Source organism: Neorhizobium sp. 05N33, assembly GCF_056397445.1.
Map to the genome: position 1 here is coordinate 34309 of NZ_JBFTNK010000002.1, position 22260 is coordinate 56568.

The following is a 22260-nucleotide window of genomic DNA, read 5'->3' on the forward strand; positions in this document are numbered from 1 at the left end:
GATGGCCCGGGCTTAACTTACATGAACGGATTGATTAATCGGTTAAGCATACGAATGCTTTGCGGGTATGCCGAGATACGTCTGGAAGACAGCTTCCAGCGCCTCGGGGCTGATCGGTTTGAGGATCACCTCGTTCATTCCCGAGGCGAAACACTGGTCGCGGTCACGTTCGAAGGCCTGGGGGAGGACGCCGATGATCGGAATGGAGTTGTCGATCGTCTCCAGATTGCGGATGCGCACGCTCGCGTCGAAGCCGCTGAGCTTTGGAAGGGTGATGTCCATCAGGATCAGCCGCGGCGACCGCTCCTGCCAGAGCCTGACCGCTTCTTCGCCATCGGCGGCGATCGCATAACGATAACCCAGGCCCTCGAGTATCTGCGAAAAGACGATCTGGTTCACTCCGTTGTCTTCGGCGACCAGGACGTCGATGGCTGCGTTTTCGCCGGCTCGCGAGGCAATCTGCCAGTCCTCTTCGCGCCCGGCTTCAGTTACGGCAGGCTGGCTGAACTGGCGAGCGACGCCGGCGGCCAGATCCCGCTTCACCCGGACACCGTTGATCGCCAAGGCGGGAATGCGGTGTCGCTGGACGATTTCGAGGCAAGCCTTGTCCGCCAGCGTGTCGACGACGACGAGATCGATCGCGATGCTGGCTTCCTTCGCCAGCTGCAGGAAGAGTTCCAGTTCCTCGCCGTCTGAAACCGAAGAGGTATCGAACCCCAAGTCATCGAGAATTTCCAGCGCCTCGGCGCTCGTCCTCGGGTCGGAGGACGCGACCAGGACCTTGCGGTGGGAGAGCTGGCTCCTTTCGGGCTCGACCGCGACCTGCACCGGCCGGTCACGTTCATGCCGGGCCAGCGAGGTGGCGATCAATCCGCCCCGGCTCATGCGCGGCGTGATCTGCCCGTCCTCGGTTGCGACCAGCCCGGTAATGTCTTCCATGGCGGTGACCAGGTAATAACGGCCGGGTTTTCCGATACGGTATTTATTGGCGATGATGACGACCTGCGAACCGTCCGGCCGCGTTACCAGTTCGGACATCTGCTGGGGCTCGCCGAGATCGAGAACCCCGCGATTGACGCGGTCGAGGCGTTGTTCCACCTGCGGCGGATGGATATCGGACCCCTTGCGACCGAGAATCGCTTCGGGCGGCAGGTCGAGGAAACTTGCGGCCATCTTGTTGACGGCGACGAAGGTCAGGTTGCTGTCCTTGACGGTGACCGGAAACGGCAGGTTGTCGAGCACCTCTTCGGTGATCTGTACCCGCTCCATGTCGGCGCGCCACTGTTCCTCGCGCTTCTTATGATCCGAGATATCCCTGACGACGCAGACGCCGTAACCGGACGACAGGCGGCGCTTGGTGAAGCTCACCCAGCGGTCGGTGCCGCGGCGCTCCTGCGACTCGGCCCGTTCCTTCCAGAGAGTGGCGATCTGTTCGGCAACCCAGTCCTCACGGCTCAGCATCCGGCGCGGACCGGAAGCGTCGGTCAAGAAGCGTCCGCCGCCATCATAGACGGCCCCGAGGAAATCCCGAAGGCGTGTGCCGGGCGTCAGAAAGCTCTTCGGAACCGGCAGGAGGGTCAGCAATTGCTGGCTCGCAAAGACGATCAGGTCATTCTTGTCATAGACAAATACGCCGCCCGAAATGCCCTCGGAAATCACTTCGAGCATGACAGCTTGAATGTTTGCGTCCGCCGACGCCAAATCATTCATAGGATGAAACTCCCCGTATGCTTTTTCGGACCGAATGAAAAATCGGACCGTAATGCCGATATTCGCCTCTCGGCGTTATTCCTTCTAGTTTTCGTCTTGTCGGCGTGGGAACATGCTGGCTCCAAGTCCTCAACGGGTAATCGGGGCTCGCATGACGGTGCCCAGCTGGCCGCCATCCCGGTCACTCGCGGGAAGCTGGCGCCTCCCCGGTTTCATCCAAGTTTAATACGAAACAAATTATCGCCTTTATCTTAAAGCCGGATTAATGAACGGCCGTGCATCAACCTTAAAGTTCATTTCAATCGGTTAGGAAAGGCGCGATCCGGGCTTTCCTTCCAGCGCCGAATCCAGGAAAATGGCGCATGTCCGTCAAACAGCTACCCGAGACCCTGATCAACCAGATCGCTGCCGGCGAGGTCATCGAAAGGCCCGCCAGCGCCGCCAAGGAACTGATCGAAAACGCCATCGATGCCGGTGCGACCCGCATCGAGATCGCCACCGCTGGCGGCGGCAAGAGCCTGATCCGCATTACCGATAACGGTTCCGGCATGGATGCGGCCGATCTCGATCTTGCGGTGCGGCGGCACTGCACCTCGAAGATTTCCGAGACGCTCGACGACATTCGCACGCTCGGCTTCCGCGGCGAGGCCCTGCCCTCGATCGGATCGGTGGCGAAACTCACCATCACCAGCCGACGGGACGGTCATTCTGAAGGATCACAGGTGGCAGTCGTCGGCGGAAAGATGTCCGGCGTGAAGCCGGCGCCCGCCAATACCGGCACGGTGGTCGAGGTGCGCGACATCTTCTTCGCGACGCCGGCGCGGCTGAAATTTTTAAAAACCGAAAAGGCCGAGGCCGGCGCGATCACCGAAGTGGTCAAGCGCATGGCGATCGCCTTCCCGCATATCCGCTTCGTGCTGTCGGGCTCAGACCGCACGACGCTGGAATTCCCGGCGACCGGCGACGACCATCTTTCCCGCATGGCGCAGATCCTCGGCGCCGATTTCCGCGACAACGCGATCGAGATCGATGCGATGCGGGAAGATGTCGGACTTTCCGGTTTCGTCGGCGTGCCGACCTTCCATCGTGGGAACTCGGCGCATCAATATGCCTTCGTCAACGGGCGGCCGGTGCAGGACAAGCTGATCCTGTCGGCCCTGCGCGGCGCCTATGCGGAAAGCGTGCCCTCCGGCCGTTATCCGGTGGCAGTCCTGTCGATCAAGATCGATCCGGCGCTGGTGGACGTCAACGTGCATCCGGCGAAGTCGGACGTGCGCTTCCGCGATCCCGGCCTGGTGCGGGGCCTCATCGTCGGAGCGATCCGCGAGGCGCTGCATCGCGAGGGCGACCGGGCGGCGACGACCGGTACATCGGGCATGATGCGTGCCTTCCGCCCCGGCTTCCAGCCGGCTCATGCCGCCCCGCGCACTCCTTGGGCGGCTACGGCATCGCCGTTCAGGCCGCTCCATCCGCAGCCGGCCAACGGCTTTGCCGAACCGGCGCAATCCGGTTTCGACGTGTTGACCATGCCGGCCGCGCGTGCCGATACGGTGATCGCGGAAGCCGCTCCAAGGACCGCTGCCGAAGACGCGCCGCGTTATCGCCTGGGTGCTGCCCGCGCGCAGGTCCACGAAAACTATATCGTGGCGCAGACCGAAGACGGGCTGGTCATCGTCGACCAGCACGCCGCGCATGAACGGCTGGTGTTCGAGGCGATGCGCAAGGCGCTCGACAACAAGCGGCTGGCGAGCCAGGTGCTCTTGATTCCCGAGATCGTCGACCTGCCCGAGGAAGACTGCGACCGGCTGATGGCGAATGCGACGGAACTCGACCGGCTGGGTCTGGCGATCGAGCGTTTCGGCCCCGGTGCCGTCGCGGTGCGCGAGACGCCCGCCATGCTCGGCGAAGTCGATGCGGCCTCGATGGTCCGCGACCTCGCCGACGAGATCGCCGAATGGAACACCGCCGGGGGCCTGCGCGGCAAGCTCGAATATGTCGCCGCCACCATGGCCTGCCACGGCTCGGTGCGTTCCGGCCGGCGGCTGAAGCCGGAGGAGATGAACGCGCTTTTGCGGGAGATGGAAGCGACGCCCGGCTCCGGCACCTGTAACCACGGACGTCCGACCTATATCGAACTCAAGCTTTCCGACATCGAACGGCTCTTCGGCCGAAGCTGAAAAAGCTGGCAATTCAGCGACAATCGGGATAGAGCAGGCGCCATGTTTTTCCGCAGGAGACGACAGATGAACCGGTTCGAGGGAAGCGGATTCCGCGAAGCGAAGATCCGCTATCTCGACGGCGACTACCAGATCCTGACCGCTGGCTCCTATGTGATATGCGCCATGACCGGCGCGCAGATCCCGATCGACGAGTTGCGTTACTGGAGCGTCGCGCGGCAGGAGCCTTATGTCGATTGCGCCTCCTCGCTGGAAGCCGACAAACGCGCCGGCATGCTGCCGAACCAGAGCCGCGGCTAGGCTTTCACCGCATTTCCTTCCCGGATGCGCCGCTCTCGGAAATTGGCGATCGCCGTATCGATGATCTTGCCCGGCGCCTGTGGATCGTCGAACGCCATGTCGACCTCGACGACACTTGCCCTTTTCGCCAGTTGCTCCATGCGTCCGTGATGGCCCTGCAGCCGCACCGCATCCTTGGCTGTGGTGACGAGCGTCAGATTGTCTTTCGCGGCATCGTCCAGCAGGTCCGAGATTTCGTCCTCGCTGAAATAATGGTGGTCCGGGAAGGCGCGTTTTTCCACGACCAATCCGCCGACTTCTCTGACGGTGCGGTAGAACTTTTCCGGATCTGCGATGCCGGCGAAGGCGAACAGCGCCTTGCCGGCGATCTCGCGATTTTCGCGCGGCTTCAGCGTCGCGACATAGAACTGCTTGCCGGCGCGGGCCGCCTGGCGCACCAGCTTGTCGGCAGCCTCGCCGTTGCCGACCTTGAGGATGGCCGAGAGCTGGCGCATCTGCTCGGATATCGGCGCCCTCACCGGGCCGCCCGGCACGAGATGGCCGTTGCCGATGCCGCGCACCGTATCGATGACGACGAGCGCGAAATCCAGCGCCAGGCGAGCGCTCTGAAAACCATCGTCCATGATGATCAGGTCGGCGCCCTCGGCGACCAGTCGATGAGCGCCCTCGACGCGGGTGCGGGAAATCACCGTCAGCGTCTCGCGGCAGAGCAGCAGCGCCTCGTCGCCCACCGCCTCGGCCCGGTGGTGTTCAGGGTCGACAACGGTCGTGACGTCAAGCGAACCGCCGTAACCGCGGCTGAGGAAACCGGGCTTCAGGCCCTTTTCTTTTGCCGCTCGGGCAAGGGTGATGGCGGTCGGGGTCTTGCCGGCGCCGCCGACCGTAAAATTGCCGACACAGATAACCGGCACGGGAATGCTGGCGCGCTTGGCTTTAGCCATGCGCCGGCCGGCGATCCGGCCATAAAGAAAAGAAACGGGGGCAAGGCCCCAGGCACGCCAATCCGCTTTCGTCCACCAGAATGGCGGTGCTTCCGATACCATACCCAAACTCCGGCTGATCCATCCTGAAACAGCCCGCGAACAAAATGGCACTTTTTGAAAAAAGGCAAGTCCTTGAAACCAAAGCCCGCTTCAGGCGTGAAGCTTTTCCGGCAGAAGGTCCATGAGCGCGGTGATGTCGGCAAGGCAGATATCCGCCGAGGCCGACAGCGTCTCGCGGGAGCCGGTGCCGGTCAGCACCGCGACCTTCAGGCCAACGCCAGCGCTCGCGCCCATATGCATGTCGTGATTGTTGTCGCCGACCATGGCCACCTCGGCGGGATCGAGCCCGGTGGCGCGGCAGAAGCCGAGCACCATGCCAGGCCCCGGTTTTACTCCATGACCGCTGTCGTAGCCGGCGATGAAATCCACATGATCGATGATGCCGAAGCGGATGGCAGTCTGGCGGATCGCCTGTTCGTTGTCGCTGGAGGCGATGCCGAGTTTGAAGCCCCGCGCCTTGAGCTTGGCAAACAGTGCCGCCAGATCGGTGACCGGCACCGAAAATTCGGCCGAACGGATGAAGAGGTCGTCGAGCAGCCGGGTGAGTTCGGCAACGTCAATCGGTGAGCCGGCGGCGACGAAGCCGGCAGCGATTTCCGCGGCATTGCCGGCGGCCAGCAGGCTGTCCGGGCGGGTGTGGCCGGATACCGGGTCCATGCCGCCGGAAAACAGAAGCTGCGGCTCGAGCTCGGTATCGCCGGCGGAAGCGATCCGGGCAGCCTCGCGGTTCACCGGTCCCCAGCTTTCGTCATAGAGCAACAACGTGCCGTCCTTGTCGAACAGGATACCGGCGATGTGTGCGAGCTTTTCCGGGGTCATCGAACGGCGGCGGCTTTTGGCTGCAGCCTTGCGCTCACCGTCAGCGGATTGACATAGGGCTCCAGCGCCTTGATCGTCTTCGACAGCGCCCCGCGCATCTCCTCCATCGCGTCATGGCCGGAATCGATCATCTTGACGCGGGCAAGGTCGTTGATCATCAGGTAATGGACGGCCTTTGCCAGCATCTCGACATCCTTGACGATGCGGGCAGCACCCTTGCGCACCAGATGCTGATAGGCGTCGCGGAAATTCTGGACGTGTGGGCCGGAAAGCACGGCGCAGCCAAGCATGGCCGGCTCGAGCGGGTTCTGCCCGCCTTCGTTGGTCAGCGACCTGCCGACGAAGGCGATTTCGGTCAAGCGCAGGTAAAGCCCCATTTCGCCGATGGAGTCGCCGAGAAACACGTCGGTCTCTGGCGTCACCACGTCGTTGCGCGAGCGGCGCGCCACCGTGAGGCCCGCTTCCTTCAGCATCTCCTCGACCGCGTCAGCGCGATCCGGGTGGCGCGGCACGAGAATGGTCAGCTGGCCGTTTTTCGGCTTCAGCGCCTTGTGCACGGTCGCCGCCGCCTTTTCCTCGCCGTCGAAGGTCGAAATCGCCGCCCAGGTCCGGCGGCTGCCGATTTGCTTGCGATAACTTGCAAGCAGCGCCTCGTCGCAGGGTGGTGGGTCCGTATCGCTCTTCAGGTTGCCGGATGTGATGACAGGCCAGGCGCCGAGATCGCGGAAGCGCTCCGCATCCAGATCCGACTGGGCGATGACCAGCGCCATCCTGCCGAAAATGGCCTCTGCGATCGAGCTGCGGTTGCGCCAGCGATCGAAGGACCGGTCGGAGATGCGGGCATTGACGCGGATCTGCGGAATGCGGCGGCGGGCGAGTTCGGCGATCGTCGTCGGCCAGATTTCCGATTCCGCCGTGATGCAGGCGTCGGGCTTCCAATAGGCGATGAAGCGCTTGATCGGGAATTTCAGGTCGAGCGGCACATATTGATGGATCACCTCGTCCGCCAGTCGTGACCGGACGAGATTTGCCGACGTCACGGTGCCCGTCGTCAGAAGGATGTGGACTTCGCGGCGCCGCAGTTCGCGGATCATCGGCATGATGGCGATGGTTTCCCCGACGCTTGCCGCGTGCACCCAGATCAGCGGCCCGCGGGGCCGGGCAAGGCTTGCATAACCGAGCCGTTCCAGCTTGCGGGTCCTGTCTTCCTTGCCCTTCATGGCCCGATAGGCAAGGTAAGGTCCGACTAACGGATAAAGCGTAATACCGGCCGCCCGGTAGCCAGCGAGAGCGAGGCGCGCAGAAATCTTGCTCACCGTGTTTGCCCCCGATGCGTGATGGCCGCCATCAATGTGATAGACCCTCCGATTGCTCATCCGTAGCCCAGTTTTTTGTGTTTTACAAATGCGTCAAAAAAGGGTCCCCGGGATCGATACCAGGCGAGGGACCAGCATTGCGAGCACATTGTAAAACGCGAGGCTTATCTCAAGCCGACTTAGTATCAGGATCGAGCAGGCGGTGCATATGGACGATGAAATAACGCATATGAGCGTTGTCGACCGTCTGCTGCGCCTTGCCCCGCCAGGCGACGAGCGCGCTTGCGTAGTCGGGATAGATGCCGACGATATCAAGCGCCGAAAGATCCTTGAATTGAAGACCTTCCAAGCTCTGCAATTCGCCGCCGAAGACCAGATGCAGAAGTTGTTTCTTTTCGCCCGTTTCCGTCATTGTCCGTATCCGTCCGTTCCAGCTCCCCCGGCTCTTCCTGTGCTGCATTCCAAAGGAAAGGTCAACCCGGAGCAAGGCCGGCAAGCTGGGGCAAAAGGCTGCGGAGCGCATGTTCGGCGCCGGCAGCCAGCATTTCGTGGACAACACTCTCGCGGTTATAGACGAGCCGGTTGCCGGCAAGATCGATGAGGCGCCCGCCCGCCCGTTCGAGGATAAGGTCGGCGGCGGCCAGATCCCAGTCGTGGGAGGCACGTTTTACGACGGTGCCGTCAATACTGCCGTCGGCGATCATGGCGAGCCGGTAGGCGAGCGACGGCACATGCCGCACCCGGCGGACTTCGTCGCGAAACTCCGGCTCGAATTTCTTGACGAGGTTTTCGTCGGCCGCGATAACCAGTTCGCCGTTGGCGCGCTCACCGGTGACTGAAATCGGGCGCCCATTCTTCAGCGCCGGCCCATCTTTCACCGCACAGAATTCCTCGTCGAGCGCCGGCGCGACCAGGACGCCGGCGACCGGCTGGCCGCGATGCACGACGGCAACCGAGACGCACCAGGTCTTTTCGCCATTGATGAAGGCGCGGGTGCCATCGATCGGATCGACGACGAAAAGCGTGTCGCGGTCAAGCCGGCCGACGTCGTCGTCGGTCTCCTCGGAGAGCCAGCCGTAGTTCGGCCGGGCCGTCAGGAGCAGGTTCAGCAGCCGGTCGTTGGCCGCGAAATCGGCGGCGCTGACCGGAGACCGGCCCTCGTTCTTCCACCAGACTTCCGGCGAGCGGCCGAAAAACCCGTGGGCGATCTCGCCGGCCTGGCGCGCCGCGTCGAGAATGAGTTCGAGGTCCTGGCCCCAGTCCTGCACTTCCGCCACCGGGATCAGCGTCCCGCCAGCGTCATGCCCTCGATGGCAATGGTCGGGGACGCAACGCCGAACTTTCGGTCGATGTCGTTGGCCGGCGTCAGGCGCATGAACATGTCCTTGAGGTTGGAGGCGATCGTCACTTCCGAAACGGGATAGGCGAGTTCGCCATTCTCGATCCAGAAGCCGGTCGCGCCGCGCGAGTATTCGCCGGTGATCATGTTGACGCCCTGGCCGATCAGTTCTGTGATGTAGAAGCCGTTGCCGATCGACTTGATCAGGTCCTCGGGCGAGATGTCGCCGGGCTCCAGCGCCAGATTGGTGGAGGCGGGCGAGACAGCCGTGCCGCCGCGGACGCCGCGGCCGTTGGTGACAAGCCCGAGCTCGCGCGCCGTCGAGGTCGACAGGAACCAGTGGTTCAGGACGCCGTTCTCGATCATCACCATGCGTTCGCCGGACACACCCTCGCCATCGAAAGGACGCGAAGAGGAGCCGCGGACGATCAGCGGGTCGTCGGTGATGCTGAGCCCGGCTTTCAGCACCTGCTGGCCCATCTTGTCGCGCAGGAAGCTGGTCTTGCGGGCGACCGACGCGCCGTTGATGGCGCCGGCGATATGGCCGACGAAACCGCGGGCGATGCGCGGATCGAAGATGACGGTGACGTTGCTGCCGGTATCGACCTGGCGGGGATTGACGCGCTTGACGGTGCGCTCGCCGGCGCGGCGGCCGATCAGCTTCGGATCGTCGAGATCGGCGGCATAAAGGCGGCTGTCGAAATCGTAGTCGCGCTCCATCTTGGTGCCCTCGCCGGCAATGACGCTGACGGAGCGGCCGAAACGGGAAGCCATATAGCTGCCGGAAAAGCCGTGCGAGGTGACGAGCACGAGGCCGCCCATGCCCGACGATGCGCCGGCGCCGGAGGAATTGGTGACGCCCTGAACATCGAGCGCCGCCTGTTCCATTTCGAGCGATGCCTCACGGAGCGCGTCGGTCGAGATGTCGGTCGGATCGTAAAGCTCGAGGTCGGGATAGGATCTGGCAAGATCCGCTTCGTCCGCAAGGCAGGCGAAGGGATCTTCGGGAGACACCTTGGCCATGGCGACGGCGCGCTCGGCAAGCACCTTCATGTCGAAGCCGGGATTGGCCGAGACACTGGCGACCTGCCGGCCGACGAAGACGCGGAGCGAGAAATCGTCGCTCTCGGACGATTCCGTGCCCTCGACCTTGCCGAGGCGGACGCTGACGGAGCGGGAGCGGGAGCGAACCACGACCGCATCCGCCTGATCCGCTCCCGCGGCCTTGGCTAGATCGATCAATTGGCTGGCGCGGGAAAGCAGGTCGGCGGAATCGATTTCAGAGGTCATGATTGCAAGCCTTTCATTCTCGTCCCATTTATTGTGCACTGTCAGAAGCATCAAGGGCGGCTCGCCGATTCTTGATTTCCCACCTTAGACTGAAAGTATCCCGCATGACCGCTCCCGGCTCGCTATTTTCCCAAATGCTTCTCCTGCTTGCCGGCGCGGTGATCGCCGCCCCGGTGTTCAGGAAGCTGGGGCTTGGCACGGTGCTCGGTTATCTTGCCGCCGGCGTGGTCATCGGACCGATCATGCAGCAGATCGTCGAGACCGAAGAAGTGCTGCATTTCGCGGAATTCGGCGTTGTTTTCCTGCTGTTCATCATCGGGCTCGAACTGAAGCCTTCGCGTCTCTGGCAGATGCGCGGCGACGTGTTCGGCCTTGGTCCGGCACAGGTGGCAATCTCGGGGTTCGCGCTCACCGGGCTGGCGTATCTCAGCAATATGGCGGACTGGCGCGGCAGCCTGATCGTCGGCTTCGGCCTGGCACTGTCCTCGACGGCGTTTGCCCTGCAGATCCTCAACGACGACGGCGAGATGAACAGCCGGCACGGCCAGCGGTCGTTTTCGGTACTGCTGTTCCAGGATCTCGCGATCGTGCCGCTACTGGCACTGATCACCATTCTGGCGCCGGGGACCACGGAGACGGAAGCCTCGCCACTTCTGGATTTCGCAATCGCGGTCGGGGCCGTGGGTGCGATGGTGATTGCCGGGCGTTATCTCCTGACGCCGATGTTCCAGATCATCGCCCGCACCGGTGCACGCGAGGTGATGATCGCCGCAGCACTGCTGGTGGTGCTGGGATCGGCGGCGGCGATGCAGGCGGTCGGCCTGTCGATGGCGATGGGCGCCTTCCTGTCGGGCGTGATGCTGGCCGAATCCTCCTACCGGCACGAGCTGGAGGCGGATATCGAACCGTTCCGCGGCCTGCTTCTGGCGCTGTTCTTCATGGCTGTCGGCCTGTCGCTGGAAGTCCATGTCATCCTCGACAACATCTTCTTCATCCTGCCGGCGGTGCCGATCTTCATGGCGCTCAAGGCGCTGATCGTCTACGGGCTTTCCCGGCTCTGGGGTTCGCCGCACAACGATGCGGTGCGGATCGCCTTCCTGTTGCCGCAGGGCGGCGAATTCGGCTTCGTGCTGTTCACCACCGCTACCGCCAGCGGCCTGTTCTCGTCGGCCACCGCCTCGTTGCTGATCGCCGGCGTGACGCTGTCGATGGCGCTCACCCCCTTCGGCGCAGCACTTTCCAAGCGTCTTCTCAATGGCGAGAGCCGCGAGGAACTGGAGGAGGATTTCGACGGTGCCGGGGCGGACGTGCTGATGATCGGGTTTTCGCGTTTCGGCCAGATCGCCGCGCAGATCCTGCTGGCCGGCGGCCGCGAGGTCACCGTCATCGACGATTCCGCCGACCGTATCCGCCAGGCCGCCTCCTTCGGGTTCCGCATCTATTTCGGCGACGGAACGCGCCGGGACGTGCTGATCGCATCCGGCATCGAAAAGGCGAAGGTCGTTGCCGTCACCACCCAGAAGCGCGAGACGACCGACCAGATCGTCGATCTGATCCGCTCGGAATTTCCGGACGTGCGTCTCTATGTGCGCTCCTACGACCGTATCCATTCCCTGTCCCTGCGGGACCGGAACGTCGAATATGAATTGCGCGAGACATTGGAATCCGGCCTGCTGTTCGGAAGGAAGACGCTGGAAGCGCTCGGCATGGGCGAAATCGACGCCGAGGAGATCGGCAACGACATCCGCCAGCGCGACGAGGAAAGGTTGCAGATCCAGGCCGTCCAGGGGCTCGGCGCCGGCCGCGAAATGCTGTTCAACAGCCCGGTCCGGCCGGAGCCGCTGATCAAGCCGAAGCGATCGATGGTGGTCGACGACGAACTGAGCCCGGAGCCCGCGACCGCGGAGAACGGCTAGGGCCGGCGGGCGCTCCCTCTTGCGACCATCGCGACGATCGTCCCGGAAAGCTCGTCCTTGGCCTCTGCCGCCGTGATATCCCCACTCGCGGCGGCGTTGGACAGCGCTTCGGCTGCACCGAGCATGGCCCAAAGACCGGGCAGCGCTATGTGGCCGGCTTCCGCGAACGGGACAAGCGCAAGCCGGCATTTTTCCATGAAAATAACCTCGTAGTCGCGCTTGATCCGTTCAAGCTCGGGGGAACTCGCCAGGGCGGCGATGACGCCGGGTATCTCCCGGCCCTGCAACAGAACACAATCCACATAGGAGGAGGCGATGACCGCGGCCCGGTCGGCGAGCGTCGGCCCGCTCGACTGCAGGGCCGCGTCCATGATGGCCGTCTGGCGGCTGTCGAAATCCTCGTAAAGTGCCGCCAGGAGAGCGGGCCGGGTGCTGAAATGATCGTAGACGACGGGCTTTGCGACGCCCGCCTGCTGCGCCAGCCGGGGAAGCGTCAGGGCATCGGTGCCTTCTTCCCGGACGATGCGCCACGCAACCTCCATCAGCTGCTGGCGCCTTCCCTGCCGCGAGAGGCGCTGCCGGAGACGTACCGGCTCTTTCATTTCACTGCTTGACATCGCTATATACCAAAAGTAACTTACTAAAAGTATATAGCCATTGCCCGTCAGTTTCAATCTGCCAGCAGGAGTTATCGCCATGCACGCGCTGATCGTCGTTTCGCATCCCGAACCCGGATCGCTCACCCATAACGTCGCCGCCCATCTGGCCGAGGGCGTCACCATGTCCGGCGGTTCTTTCGAGATTGCCGACCTTGCGGCGGAGGGCTTCGATCCGAGATTTACGCAGGCGGATCTCGCCGCTCATCGCAGGGAGGCACCACCATCGGCGGATGTCGTGGCCGAACAGGCGAGGATCGATCGTGCCGATGCGCTGGTGCTCGTCTATCCCGTCTACTGGTGGTCGATGCCGGGGCTCATGAAAGGATGGATCGATCGCGTCTTCGCAAACGGCTGGGCCTATGACGACGGACAAGGCGCCAAAGTGGTGAAGAAACTTCGCCACCTTCCCATCCATCTGGTCGCGATCGGCGGCGCCGACATGCGGACTTATGCGCGGCACGGTTATTTCGGCGCGATGAGAACGCAGATCGATCACGGGATATTCGATTATTGCGGGGCGCCGGTCATGGCATCCGAGCTTCTCTTGGAAGAAGAGCTGGATAGACCCGATTTCCCATCGGAGATCGCCCGCAGGATCGGCCGCAATGTTTTCAGCGCGCCGCGGAAAACCGAGGCCGCATAACCGGCTCAAACGTCAGGCTTCGGCAGCTGCCGCATGAAGCGCGTCGATGGCGCGCTTCAGCTCGTCCTTGACGTGTTCGGATTCGTCGAGGATGTCGCGGGCCTTCAGGAAATCCAGCACCCGGAAACGGTTGACCGACGGCCGAAGGAAGATGTGCGGCGGATTGAGCTTCAGCTTGAGCGCGATGCTTGCCTGCATCGTCAGCTGGCTGGCGCCGAACAGGCTGTCGATGCGACTGGGCGCATGGGTGCCGTCACCTTCCGGCGCACCGACCACATCGACGCCGATCACCACGTCGGCGACGTCCATAAGCTGTTCATAGGGGACGGGATTGAAGACGCCACCATCGATCATCACCCGGCCGTTGACCCGGACCGGCATGAACAGACCCGGAATGGCGGCCGAGGCGGCGATCGCGGTACGCAGTTCGCCCTGTTCGAGGATCACCTCGGCCTGACCGTAATAGTCCGTGGCGGAGATCTTCATCGGGATTTCGAGATCGGCGAAATCCTCCGGCACCTGCGGCGGCAGGAAGGCATCGAGGATCAGTTCGAGATTGAACTGGCCGAAACGGAAACCGCCGAGCTTGTCGCGCATGGTCGCCGGGCCGAGACCCCAGAGCTTGTTCAAAAGGGTGCCGCGGTGGCCGACCGTTTCCAGCGCGTATTGGCGGATTTCGCGGCCGGTCATGCCCGACGCCATGCCGGCGCCGATGATCGCGCCGATCGACGAGCCGGAAATCGCCACCGGCCGTATGCCGAGTTCGTCGAGCGCCTCGATGACCTGGATATGCGAGATGCCCCGCGCCCCGCCGCCGCCGAGAGCGATGGCAAACGTCAGGCCACCCTTGGCTCCAACGGCTTCGAGATCGGGAACTGCAAGCCTCGTATTCATTCCTCTGACCTCAGGTCGGCTGGTAGCGGAAAAAATCCATGCGGGTATCACCGAATGTGCGGCTCTCCAGGAGCTTGAACGCGGCATCGACGGCAGGATTGATGTCGGCCCGCTCCTCCAGAATGGCAAGGGCTCCGGGTGCGAGCCAGCCGCCCACATGGGCCGAAAGCATGGCGCCTTCGCCGAGGCCCTGGCCATAGGGCGGGTCGGCGAACAGGAAATGAAACGGCTCGATATTGTTGGCCGTGCCGAGCTTGGTGGCATCACGGCGCAGGATGCGCGCCCGGCCGTGCAGGCCGAGGCTGTCGATATTCTCCCACAACAGACCCCTGCCCTCGACACCGTTCTCGACGAAGAGCGCACTCTTGCAGCCGCGCGACAGTGCCTCCAGCCCGACGGCGCCGGTACCTGCGAAGAGGTCGATCACCCGGCCGCCGTCCAGCGCCTGCGGATAGACGTGGCCGATGATGTTGAACAGGCTTTCGCGCGTCCGGTCGATGGTCGGCCGGATATCGCTCGTTTTGGGCGTGGCCAGAGACCGGCCGCGAAATTCACCACCGACGATCCGCACTGCGCGTTACCCTCTCGGCGTGCGCGGCTTGCCGCCGGCCGGGCGTCCGCCCGACGCGGGCCGGCCACCAGGCTTGCCCACGGGCTTGCCACCAGCACCCGCCGGTTTTCCGCGACCGCCGGAAGGTTTTCCGCCAAAGCTCTTGCCGCCGCCCGGCTTTGCGCCGAATGGCTTGCCGCCTGGCTTTCCACCACGCGGCCGGTCACCGGCGGGACGATCACCTGCGGGACGATCTCCGCGCGGAGGCCGATCCGAGAACGGCCGGTCGCTGCGCGGACGCTCGGAGCGGCCCTCGCCTGCGGAGAAGGACCGTGCGGGACGCTCTCCATCCTCGCGCGGCTTGCGGTCGCCGAACGAACGTTCGCCTCTGGGCTTGTCACCGAAAGAGCGTTCGCCCCTCGGCTTGTCGCTGAACGAGCGGTCACCACGGGGCGGACGGTCACCGGAAGGACGATCGCCGCGCGGGCGCTCGGAGCGGCCTTCGCCAAAGGAGCGTGCAGGGCGATCACCATCTGCGCGTGGCTTGCGGTCAGAAAACGGGCGGTCGCCTCTCGGCTTGTCGCCGAACGGGCGGTCGCCGCGGGGCGGGCGGTCACCAAAGGCCCGCTCGCCGCGGGGACGTTCCGAGCGGGCGTCGCCCGAGAAGGATTTGGTGCGCGGACGGTCGCCGCCTTCGCGCGGTTTGCGGTCGCCACGGGGTTTGTCGCCGAAGGAACGTTCGCCCCTCGGCTTGTCACCGAAAGAACGCTCGCCACGATCCGGCCGATCGCCAAAGGACTTCTTGCGGCCGAAATCGGCCTTTTCCGGCTTGTCAGGCCCGTCGGCGCGGATCCAGTCGTGGTCTTCTTCAGCGCGATTGACGATGACCGGCCGGTCGTTCTGCGGCGTGGGCTTCTTGAAAAGCTGCTCGGCCTCGGCACGGGCGGAGGATTTGCGCGTCTTGCTTTCGGTGGTCGGGCGGGCACCCGGCGCCATCCAGACATTGGCGGTGCGGCTGGTGCCCATCGGCGGACGCTTCTTCGGACGGTCGTCCTCGTCCTCGGCGCGATTGCCAAACGGCTTGGCACCACGCGGCTTGTCGGCAAACTTGCGGTCGTCGCGCTGGGTGTCGGGGCGGCCGAGCGCCTTTTCGCGCCGGTCCTCCGGCTTGCCGGCGCGCGGACGTTCCGTCCTCTCGGGCCTTGCAGTCCATTCCGAACGTTCGGCGCGGACGGGTTTCTCTTCGTCGTCGCCGGCGGTCTCGGTATAGATCGGCGCGTCGAAATTCGCCTTCGATTCCTCGATCAGGCGGGGCCCAAGCTGGTCGCGCAGCATGCGGCCGCGCACTTCCACCACCTCGCCTTCCGGCAGGTCTCCGAGCTGGAAAGGTCCGTAGGAAATGCGGATCAGGCGGTTGACTTCGAGGCCGAGCGCGCCGAGCACGTTCTTGATCTCGCGGTTCTTGCCTTCGCGAAGGCCCATGGTGATCCAGACATTGCTGCCCTGGCTGCGGTCGAGCGTTGCGTCGATCGAGCCGTAGAGCACGCCTTCGACGGCGATGCCCTCCTTCAGCTTGTCCAACTCCTCCTGCTTGATCTCGCCATGGGCACGCACGCGGTAGCGGCGCAGCCAGCCGGTGGTCGGCAGTTCCAGCACGCGTGACAGGCCGCCATCGTTGGTCAGCAGCAGCAGGCCTTCGGTATTGATGTCGAGGCGGCCGATGGAGAGCACCCGCGGCAGGCCTTCGGGCAGGTTGTCGAAGACGGTCGCGCGGCCTTCCGGATCGGAATTGGTGGTCACCAGGCCGGCAGGCTTGTGGTAAAGCCAGAGGCGGGTGCGCTCGATGCCGCGGATCGGCATGCCATCCACTTCTATTCTGTCGGCGAGCGTCACGTTGACGACCGGCGTATCGAGAACCTTGCCGTTCAGGCTGACGCGACCTTCCATGATCATCCGCTCGATATCGCGGCGCGACGCGACGCCGACACGGGCGAGGATCTTGGAGATGCGCTCGGGCTTGCCCTCGGCCTCCATGGTTTCCGGTGCCGGCGGCAGCTTGCGGACGGGCTTTGCCGCCTTTTCAGCGCCGCTCTTGGCCGCGGAACTCTTCCTGGGGCCGAGGCCTTCCTTGGCGGAGAAACCCGCCTTGCCGCCAGCGCCGGCCTTCGGAGCAGCTCTCGGTTTGGTTTCGCGAACGAAAGTCTTGCCTTCGCCGCGCTTCGGCTTGTCTTTGGAATTCATTTGTTGTTTGCCTGAAGCGTGATGTCTACGGAGCGATCCGGACATTCTTGTTCGTGTTGACTGAGATGGATTCGTGCCCGCAGCCGGGCGTCCAGTTGGATGCTTCCTACCAGTTCGCGCGATCCGGGTTAAGAGGAAATCGCCGAAATGCCTAATACCGATGGGTTCATGAATGCTGCCCTTGCGGAAGCCAAAGACGCGGCCGCCCGCGGCGAGGTTCCGATCGGCGCCGTTCTGGTCATCGACGGCGTCATCGTCGCCCGCTCCGGAAACCGGACCCGCGCCGAAAACGACGTTACCGCCCATGCCGAGATCGCCGTCATCCGGGATGCCGCGGCCGCGCTTGGACAGGAGCGGCTATCAGGTGCCGACCTCTACGTGACGCTCGAACCCTGCACCATGTGCGCGGCAGCGATCTCGTTTGCGCGCATCCGGCGGCTCTATTACGGCGCGGAAGACCCGAAAGGCGGAGCGGTGGACAACGGCGTGCGCTTCTTCGCCCAGCCGACCTGCCATCACGCGCCGGAGGTCTATTCCGGCCTCGGCGAAAGCGAAGCCGCGATCCTGCTCACCGGCTTCTTCAGATCGAAAAGAGAGAGCTAAAGCGGGCTTAGAAGAGCTTCCACCAGTCGCTGCCCTTCTTGGCTTCCGCGGCCTGCGCCTTGCGGCGCTTTTCCTTCTGGCTTTCGGGCTCGCCGACATCCGACAGAGCAGCCGCATCCGCCGAACGGAATTCCGCCGGCGGCTCGGCAAGCGAACGGCGGCGTCCGGTAACGCTGACGGTCTCGGCGTTTTCCTTGGCCTTGCGGAAGGCTTCCCACTTTTCCGTCTCGGTCATCTGGCCGGCCTGGCCATTGCCCGCCAACAGTGGTGAGCGATAGTTGGGATCGTTCTCGTGTGCCGCCGCCTCGGCACGCAGACGCTTGCGGGTTTCTTCCGGAGATTCGACCCAATTGGGGTTGCTCTCGCGGTTCGCCAGCGACTGCTGCGGCGCCGGCAGTGCCTGGTCCTGTCCCTTGGCGACAACCAGCGAAGGACGCGGGTTGTATTTCAGGCCGGCTTTCGCTTCGGTATTCTTGCCACCCAGCGAGACGGACTGACCGAGATCGTCGGTCAGCTGTTCCATGGCGGTCTTGTCAGTGCCGTAGGTCGGGCCGCCGATGCAGCCCGAAAGGGTCAATGTCGAGGCGAGGATACCGGCCAAGCCCATGCCGACACGAAACGCATATGTCGCTTTCATCAAAACCCTTCCAGCGGCGCCCGTCCTGACGCCTCAGACACAATCAAACGCCTGATGGCCGGAAAATCCGGCCAATTTCAGGCGGTTTTACCGGATGATTGCCCAAAGCGCAATCATCCGGTGATTTCAAGCCGTCAAAGCCGACCAAGTGCAGCGAGTTCGCGCAATGCGGCAGCGTCGCGCGCCGATACATCCGGATAGGCAGGATCGGAGCCGACATCGGTCGTCACCCGCCACGAGCGTGCACATTTGGTGCCTTCGGCAAGTTTAGGTTCGACCGCGACGCCCTGCACTTCCGGCAGACGGAAGGCGCTCTCCGGCCCCTCGCCCGCAACGATCGCGATGCCCGACGTGATGCAGGTCTCTTCGAACTCCTGGCCTTCCAGCGCCTTCATCAGCTCCGGATCGTTGACATAAACGACCGGTGCGGCCTCCAGCGAAGAACCGATCCGCTTGTCCTTGCGCTCGATTTCGAGCGCGCCTGTGACAACCGAGCGCACCTTGCGGATCTGCGCCCACTTTTCGGCGACCGCCTCGTTCTTCCACTCGGCCGGGACCGTGGGGAACTGTTCGAGATGGATCGAAACCGCATTCGGGTTGCGCGACAGCCACGATTCTTCGGTGGTGAACGGCAGCATGGGCGCAAGCCAGGTCACCGTGCAGTCGAAGATCTTGCGGATGACGGCGAGAGCCGCGCGGCGGCGCAGCGACGACGGGGCGTCGCAATAAAGCGCATCCTTGCGGATGTCGAAGTAGAAGGCCGACAGTTCGATATTGGAAAAGTCGATCAGCGCACGGGCGATCTTCTTGAACTCGAAAGCGTCATAACCTTCGCGCACCAGCTTATCGAGCTCGGCGAGACGATGCAGCATCAGCTTTTCGAGTTCCGGCAGATCGGCATAGGCGATCTCCTCGCCCTCGTCATGGGCGAGCGTGCCGAGCATCCAGCGGATCGTGTTGCGCAGCTTGCGATACGCGTCGACATTGGTCTGGATGATCGTCTTGCCGAGGCGCTGGTCTTCCCAATAGTCCGTCGTCATCACCCAGAGGCGCAGGATATCGGCGCCGGCATCCTTCATGACGTCCTGCGGCGCCACGACATTGCCGAGCGACTTCGACATCTTCTGGCCCTTCTCATCCATGGTGAAGCCATGGGTGACGACCGTGTCATAAGGTGCGCGGCCGCGGGTGGCGGCGGATTCCAGAAGCGATGAATGGAACCAGCCGCGATGCTGGTCCGATCCTTCCAGATAGACGTCGGCCGGCCACTTCAGGTCCGGTCGGTCTTCCAGCGTGAACGTGTGCGTCGAGCCCGAGTCGAACCAGACATCGAGGATATCCCTTACCTGGGTCCAGCCTTCGTTGGCGCGCGACCCAAGGAAGCGCTCGCGCGCTCCTTCGGCAAACCAGGCGTCGGCACCTTCGAGATCGAAGGCTTCGAGGATGCGCTGGTTGACGGCTTCGTCCTGGAGGATTTCGCCCTGCTCGTCGACAAAGACGCAGATCGGGACGCCCCAGGCGCGCTGACGTGAAAGTACCCAGTCCGGGCGCTGTTCGATCATGGCGCGCAGGCGGTTCTGGCCGGCTGATGGCACGAAACGGGTGTCGTCGATAGCCTTCAGCGCGCGTGAGCGCAGCGTGGTGCCGTCGGCGAGCGTCTTATCCATATAGACGAACCACTGCGGCGTGTTGCGGAAGATGATCGGCTTCTTCGACCGCCAGGAATGCGGATACTGGTGCTTCATCCGGCCGCGGGCGAACAGCGCGTTGCGCTCGATCAGCGCCTTGATGACGCGATCGTTGGCATCACCCTTCTTGCCATTGTCGTCCATGACGCGAGCGCCCTCGAAACCGGGGGCGTCGGCGGTGTAGAAACCGCCATCGTCGACCGTGAAGGGGATTTTCGACGAGATGCCGCGGGCTTCGAGATCGCGAGCGGCGGATGTCCAGGCGTCAAAGTCCTCACGGCCGTGGCCGGGGGCGGTGTGGACGAAACCGGTGCCGGCATCATCAGTGACGTGATCGCCAGCGAGGAGCGGGACGGCGAAGTCGTAGCCGCCGCCGAGGCCCTTGAAGGGATGGGCAGCAACGATGGCGCCAAGCTCATCGGCGGAGATATCGCGCAGGCGCTTGAACTGGAGCTTGGCCTTGGCGAAGCTCTCTTCCGCCAGCTTGTCAGCAAAGATCAGCTTTTCGCCGGGGCGCGGGCCGAAATCGTTGGCGGCTTCGGTCACCTCGTAGAGGCCATAGGAGATCTTTGGCGAATAGGAGATCGCCCGGTTGCCGGGGATGGTCCAGGGCGTGGTGGTCCAGATGACCACGTGGGCGCCTAGCAATTCATCAAACTGCTTTGCAAATTCGATTGCCGTAGCCGCGATATGTCCGGAACCTACTGCTGGATCAACTCCATGCAGTCCCGTGGTACCGTGCCTTCTCACGACCGGGAACTTCACCCAGATCGTGTCGCTCTCGTAATCGTGGTACTCAACCTCAGCCTCAGCCAGCGCGGTGCGCTCGACGACCGACCACATGATCGGCTTCGAGCCGCGATAAAGCTGGCCGCTCTGCGCGATCTTCAGCAGTTCGCCGGCGATGCGGCTCTCGGCGTGAAAGTTCATCGTCAGGTACGGGTTTTCGAAATCGCCGACGATTCCGAGGCGCCTGAATTCTTCCCCCTGGACCTTGATCCAGCCGGCGGCGAATTCGCGGCATTCGCGGCGAAATTCGTTGATCGGAACCTCGTCCTTGTTCTTGCCCTTGGCGCGGTAGGCTTCCTCGATCTTCCATTCGATCGGCAGGCCGTGGCAATCCCAGCCCGGAACGTAGTTCGAGTCATACCCACGCATCTGGAACGAGCGGGTGATGACGTCCTTCAGGATCTTGTTCAGCGCGTGTCCGATATGGATATTGCCGTTGGCATAGGGCGGGCCGTCATGCAGCACGAATTTTGTCCGGCCCGCGGCGGAGGCGCGCAGCTGCTTGTAGAGGTCCATCTGCTGCCAGCGGGCAACCAGTTCCGGTTCCTTCTGCGGCAGGCCGGCGCGCATCGGGAAATCGGTTTCGGGCAGATAGAGGGTTTTCGAATAGTCGAGCTTTTCGGCGGTATCGGTCATGGGAGCAATCGTCCTGGCGCCGCGACGGGGCGCATCTCGATGAAAATTCGCTGGCGGAAGGCGCTCATGAAGCGCCAAAAACCCGGACCCTCCGGCCGCTCTTACAGCGCGCGGAAGGCCGGGCCTATAATTCGAATGATCTGGGCCAGCCGGAATTTTTTCATGGTGGCGGTTCTTAAGGGTTTTTGCGCCGGAAAGGAAGGGGCAAAACCAAGATGTCGTCCTAGACTTTCAAACGCGCGGAGACTATATCTGACTATCTGACCAGTTGGAGGTTTTCATGCCGGGCAAGCCCACCGCTCACGACAATAGCTGGAAACTGGAGGATGCCAAGGCACGCTTCAGCGAAGTGGTGAGGCGCGCGCATAGCGAAGGCCCCCAGCGCGTGACCGTGCGGGGTCGTGACAGCGTCGTCGTGATCAGCACCGAGGAGCTGGAGAGGCTGACCAGAGCCGAACCTGAGAAATCCTTCGTGGAATTCATGGAAGGCCTGGGGCTGGACACGCTAGAGCTGGAACGGGAAGCGGATCGCGGTCGGGATATCGAGCTGTGATCGGCTGGCTGCTGGATACCAATGTCGTCGCCGCGCTGATCAATCCGAACGGAGCTCCTTCCGTCAAACGGTGGGCCGCCGGTCAAGATGAAAACCGTTTCCTCATCAGTATCCTGACGTTGGCGGAATATGACAAGGGCATCGAAAACCTGCCGCCGGATGACGAAAACCGCTATCGTTATGCCGCAGCCCGTGATGCGCTCGAAGACAGGTTTGCCGGCCGGACCCTTTCCGTCAGCGACGCGATCGTCAGGCGATGGGGCGCTATATCTGGAAGGGTGAAGCAGGCGACCAGCCATGCGCCGCCGGTGATCGGCACGCTGTTTGCCGCGACGGCGATCGAGCACAATCTCTATCTCGCCACCCGCAACGTGAAGGACACCCGCGCGTCGGGTGCTGCAATCTTCGATCCCTGGCAGGACGACCCCGAGCGGTTTCCGCTGAGTCGCCGCTAACG

General features: G+C 63.4%; 20 protein-coding genes. 7 read left to right on the top strand and 13 right to left on the bottom strand.

Annotated features, from left to right (window positions below):
- Positions 1–42: 42 nt before the first annotated feature.
- Positions 43–1710 carry a response regulator gene (locus AC1DLT_RS04440; protein ID WP_477486017.1) on the bottom strand — a complete coding sequence of 556 codons (1668 nt, stop codon included), beginning with the start codon at positions 1708–1710 and terminating at the stop codon, positions 43–45.
- A gap of 362 nt (positions 1711–2072) precedes the next feature.
- Between AC1DLT_RS04440 and mutL the strand changes: the two genes are divergently transcribed.
- Complete coding sequence (gene mutL, locus AC1DLT_RS04445) at positions 2073–3887, top strand: DNA mismatch repair endonuclease MutL (RefSeq protein WP_477486018.1); 1815 nt, start codon at positions 2073–2075, stop codon at positions 3885–3887.
- Between the two features lie 66 nt (positions 3888–3953).
- Positions 3954–4187 carry a DUF2093 domain-containing protein gene (locus AC1DLT_RS04450; protein ID WP_038540327.1) on the top strand — a complete coding sequence of 78 codons (234 nt, stop codon included), beginning with the start codon at positions 3954–3956 and terminating at the stop codon, positions 4185–4187.
- Here the strand turns inward: AC1DLT_RS04450 and lpxK are convergent.
- The 6 genes from lpxK to AC1DLT_RS04480 form a co-directional block, all read right to left on the bottom strand.
- Positions 4184–5230, bottom strand: a complete 1047-nt coding sequence (lpxK, locus tag AC1DLT_RS04455) for a tetraacyldisaccharide 4'-kinase (protein WP_477486019.1) — start codon at positions 5228–5230, stop codon at positions 4184–4186. The genes AC1DLT_RS04450 and lpxK overlap by 4 nt on opposite strands.
- 90 nt (positions 5231–5320) lie before the next feature.
- Positions 5321–6049 carry an HAD family hydrolase gene (locus AC1DLT_RS04460; RefSeq protein ID WP_477483848.1) on the bottom strand — a complete coding sequence of 243 codons (729 nt, stop codon included), beginning with the start codon at positions 6047–6049 and terminating at the stop codon, positions 5321–5323.
- Positions 6046–7365: a lipid IV(A) 3-deoxy-D-manno-octulosonic acid transferase gene (gene waaA / locus AC1DLT_RS04465; RefSeq protein ID WP_038584121.1), complete on the bottom strand. Its 1320-nt coding sequence runs from the start codon at positions 7363–7365 to the stop codon at positions 6046–6048. Before waaA ends, AC1DLT_RS04460 begins: the two co-directional genes overlap by 4 nt.
- A gap of 169 nt (positions 7366–7534) precedes the next feature.
- Positions 7535–7777, bottom strand: coding sequence for a DUF4170 domain-containing protein (locus AC1DLT_RS04470; RefSeq protein WP_007756862.1), 243 nt, complete (start codon positions 7775–7777; stop codon positions 7535–7537).
- A 61-nt stretch (positions 7778–7838) separates the two neighbouring features.
- Positions 7839–8642: a 3'(2'),5'-bisphosphate nucleotidase CysQ gene (locus tag AC1DLT_RS04475; RefSeq protein ID WP_477486020.1), complete on the bottom strand. Its 804-nt coding sequence runs from the start codon at positions 8640–8642 to the stop codon at positions 7839–7841.
- Between the two features lie 5 nt (positions 8643–8647).
- On the bottom strand, positions 8648–9994 hold the full coding sequence (locus tag AC1DLT_RS04480) for a TldD/PmbA family protein (protein WP_477486021.1): 1347 nt from the start codon (positions 9992–9994) through the stop codon (positions 8648–8650).
- A 104-nt stretch (positions 9995–10098) separates the two neighbouring features.
- On the opposite strand from AC1DLT_RS04480, the gene AC1DLT_RS04485 reads away from it, so the two are divergent.
- A complete protein-coding gene (locus AC1DLT_RS04485) occupies positions 10099–11910 on the top strand; it encodes a monovalent cation:proton antiporter-2 (CPA2) family protein (RefSeq protein ID WP_477486022.1) in 1812 nt (603 codons plus the stop codon).
- On the opposite strand, the gene AC1DLT_RS04490 is transcribed toward AC1DLT_RS04485, so the two are convergent.
- Positions 11907–12527 carry a TetR/AcrR family transcriptional regulator gene (locus tag AC1DLT_RS04490; protein WP_477486023.1) on the bottom strand — a complete coding sequence of 207 codons (621 nt, stop codon included), beginning with the start codon at positions 12525–12527 and terminating at the stop codon, positions 11907–11909. The genes AC1DLT_RS04485 and AC1DLT_RS04490 overlap by 4 nt on opposite strands.
- A 79-nt stretch (positions 12528–12606) precedes the next feature.
- Here AC1DLT_RS04490 and AC1DLT_RS04495 point away from each other — a divergent pair, with 79 nt between their 5' ends.
- Positions 12607–13212, top strand: coding sequence for an NAD(P)H-dependent oxidoreductase (locus AC1DLT_RS04495; RefSeq protein WP_038540307.1), 606 nt, complete (start codon positions 12607–12609; stop codon positions 13210–13212).
- Between the two features lie 12 nt (positions 13213–13224).
- Here AC1DLT_RS04495 and AC1DLT_RS04500 read toward each other — a convergent pair whose 3' ends face one another.
- The 3 genes from AC1DLT_RS04500 to AC1DLT_RS04510 are packed head-to-tail and all read right to left on the bottom strand — an operon-like array spanning position 13225 to position 16897.
- Positions 13225–14106 carry a patatin-like phospholipase family protein gene (locus AC1DLT_RS04500; RefSeq protein ID WP_038540304.1) on the bottom strand — a complete coding sequence of 294 codons (882 nt, stop codon included), beginning with the start codon at positions 14104–14106 and terminating at the stop codon, positions 13225–13227.
- 10 nt (positions 14107–14116) lie between these two features.
- Complete coding sequence (rsmD, locus tag AC1DLT_RS04505; RefSeq protein WP_038540301.1) at positions 14117–14677, bottom strand: 16S rRNA (guanine(966)-N(2))-methyltransferase RsmD; 561 nt, start codon at positions 14675–14677, stop codon at positions 14117–14119.
- A 6-nt stretch (positions 14678–14683) separates the two neighbouring features.
- A complete protein-coding gene (locus AC1DLT_RS04510; protein ID WP_477486024.1) occupies positions 14684–16897 on the bottom strand; it encodes a pseudouridine synthase in 2214 nt (737 codons plus the stop codon).
- A 147-nt stretch (positions 16898–17044) separates the two neighbouring features.
- On the opposite strand from AC1DLT_RS04510, the gene AC1DLT_RS04515 reads away from it, so the two are divergent.
- Positions 17045–17500 (top strand): nucleoside deaminase, encoded by a 456-nt coding sequence (locus AC1DLT_RS04515; RefSeq protein WP_038540295.1) that lies wholly within the window; start codon positions 17045–17047, stop codon positions 17498–17500.
- A gap of 7 nt (positions 17501–17507) precedes the next feature.
- On the opposite strand, the gene AC1DLT_RS04520 is transcribed toward AC1DLT_RS04515, so the two are convergent.
- The gene (locus AC1DLT_RS04520) at positions 17508–18137 is read right to left on the bottom strand and encodes a hypothetical protein (RefSeq protein WP_477486025.1); all 630 of its coding nucleotides are present in this window, start codon (positions 18135–18137) and stop codon (positions 17508–17510) included.
- Positions 18138–18271: 134 nt separating this feature from the next.
- Positions 18272–21250, bottom strand: a complete 2979-nt coding sequence (gene ileS, locus AC1DLT_RS04525) for an isoleucine--tRNA ligase (RefSeq protein ID WP_477486026.1) — start codon at positions 21248–21250, stop codon at positions 18272–18274.
- A 280-nt stretch (positions 21251–21530) separates the two neighbouring features.
- Here ileS and AC1DLT_RS04530 point away from each other — a divergent pair, with 280 nt between their 5' ends.
- Both AC1DLT_RS04530 and AC1DLT_RS04535 read left to right on the top strand, forming a co-directional pair.
- Entirely contained in the window at positions 21531–21803 is a 273-nt protein-coding gene (locus AC1DLT_RS04530; protein WP_477483837.1) for a type II toxin-antitoxin system Phd/YefM family antitoxin, read from the top strand.
- Entirely contained in the window at positions 21800–22258 is a 459-nt protein-coding gene (locus AC1DLT_RS04535) for a PIN domain-containing protein (protein ID WP_477486027.1), read from the top strand. The genes AC1DLT_RS04530 and AC1DLT_RS04535 overlap by 4 nt, the downstream gene beginning before the upstream one ends.
- Positions 22259–22260 lie beyond the last annotated feature (2 nt).

Excerpts from the sequence above, each read along its gene's own strand:
- mutL (WP_477486018.1), top strand. The coding sequence starts at position 2,073 with ATGTCCGTCAAACAGCTACCCGAGACCCTGATCAACCAGATCGCTGCC.
- AC1DLT_RS04460 (WP_477483848.1), bottom strand. The coding sequence starts at position 6,049 with ATGACCCCGGAAAAGCTCGCACACATCGCCGGTATCCTGTTCGACAAG.
- AC1DLT_RS04520 (WP_477486025.1), bottom strand. The coding sequence starts at position 18,137 with ATGAAAGCGACATATGCGTTTCGTGTCGGCATGGGCTTGGCCGGTATC.
- AC1DLT_RS04450 (WP_038540327.1), top strand. The coding sequence starts at position 3,954 with ATGAACCGGTTCGAGGGAAGCGGATTCCGCGAAGCGAAGATCCGCTAT.
- AC1DLT_RS04485 (WP_477486022.1), top strand. The coding sequence starts at position 10,099 with ATGACCGCTCCCGGCTCGCTATTTTCCCAAATGCTTCTCCTGCTTGCC.
- AC1DLT_RS04490 (WP_477486023.1), bottom strand. The coding sequence starts at position 12,527 with ATGTCAAGCAGTGAAATGAAAGAGCCGGTACGTCTCCGGCAGCGCCTC.
- AC1DLT_RS04530 (WP_477483837.1), top strand. The coding sequence starts at position 21,531 with ATGCCGGGCAAGCCCACCGCTCACGACAATAGCTGGAAACTGGAGGAT.
- AC1DLT_RS04510 (WP_477486024.1), bottom strand. The coding sequence starts at position 16,897 with ATGAATTCCAAAGACAAGCCGAAGCGCGGCGAAGGCAAGACTTTCGTT.
- AC1DLT_RS04495 (WP_038540307.1), top strand. The coding sequence starts at position 12,607 with ATGCACGCGCTGATCGTCGTTTCGCATCCCGAACCCGGATCGCTCACC.
- AC1DLT_RS04500 (WP_038540304.1), bottom strand. The coding sequence starts at position 14,106 with ATGAATACGAGGCTTGCAGTTCCCGATCTCGAAGCCGTTGGAGCCAAG.
- AC1DLT_RS04440 (WP_477486017.1), bottom strand. The coding sequence starts at position 1,710 with ATGAATGATTTGGCGTCGGCGGACGCAAACATTCAAGCTGTCATGCTC.
- lpxK (WP_477486019.1), bottom strand. The coding sequence starts at position 5,230 with ATGGTATCGGAAGCACCGCCATTCTGGTGGACGAAAGCGGATTGGCGT.
- ileS (WP_477486026.1), bottom strand. The coding sequence starts at position 21,250 with ATGACCGATACCGCCGAAAAGCTCGACTATTCGAAAACCCTCTATCTG.
- AC1DLT_RS04470 (WP_007756862.1), bottom strand. The coding sequence starts at position 7,777 with ATGACGGAAACGGGCGAAAAGAAACAACTTCTGCATCTGGTCTTCGGC.
- AC1DLT_RS04480 (WP_477486021.1), bottom strand. The coding sequence starts at position 9,994 with ATGACCTCTGAAATCGATTCCGCCGACCTGCTTTCCCGCGCCAGCCAA.
- AC1DLT_RS04515 (WP_038540295.1), top strand. The coding sequence starts at position 17,045 with ATGCCTAATACCGATGGGTTCATGAATGCTGCCCTTGCGGAAGCCAAA.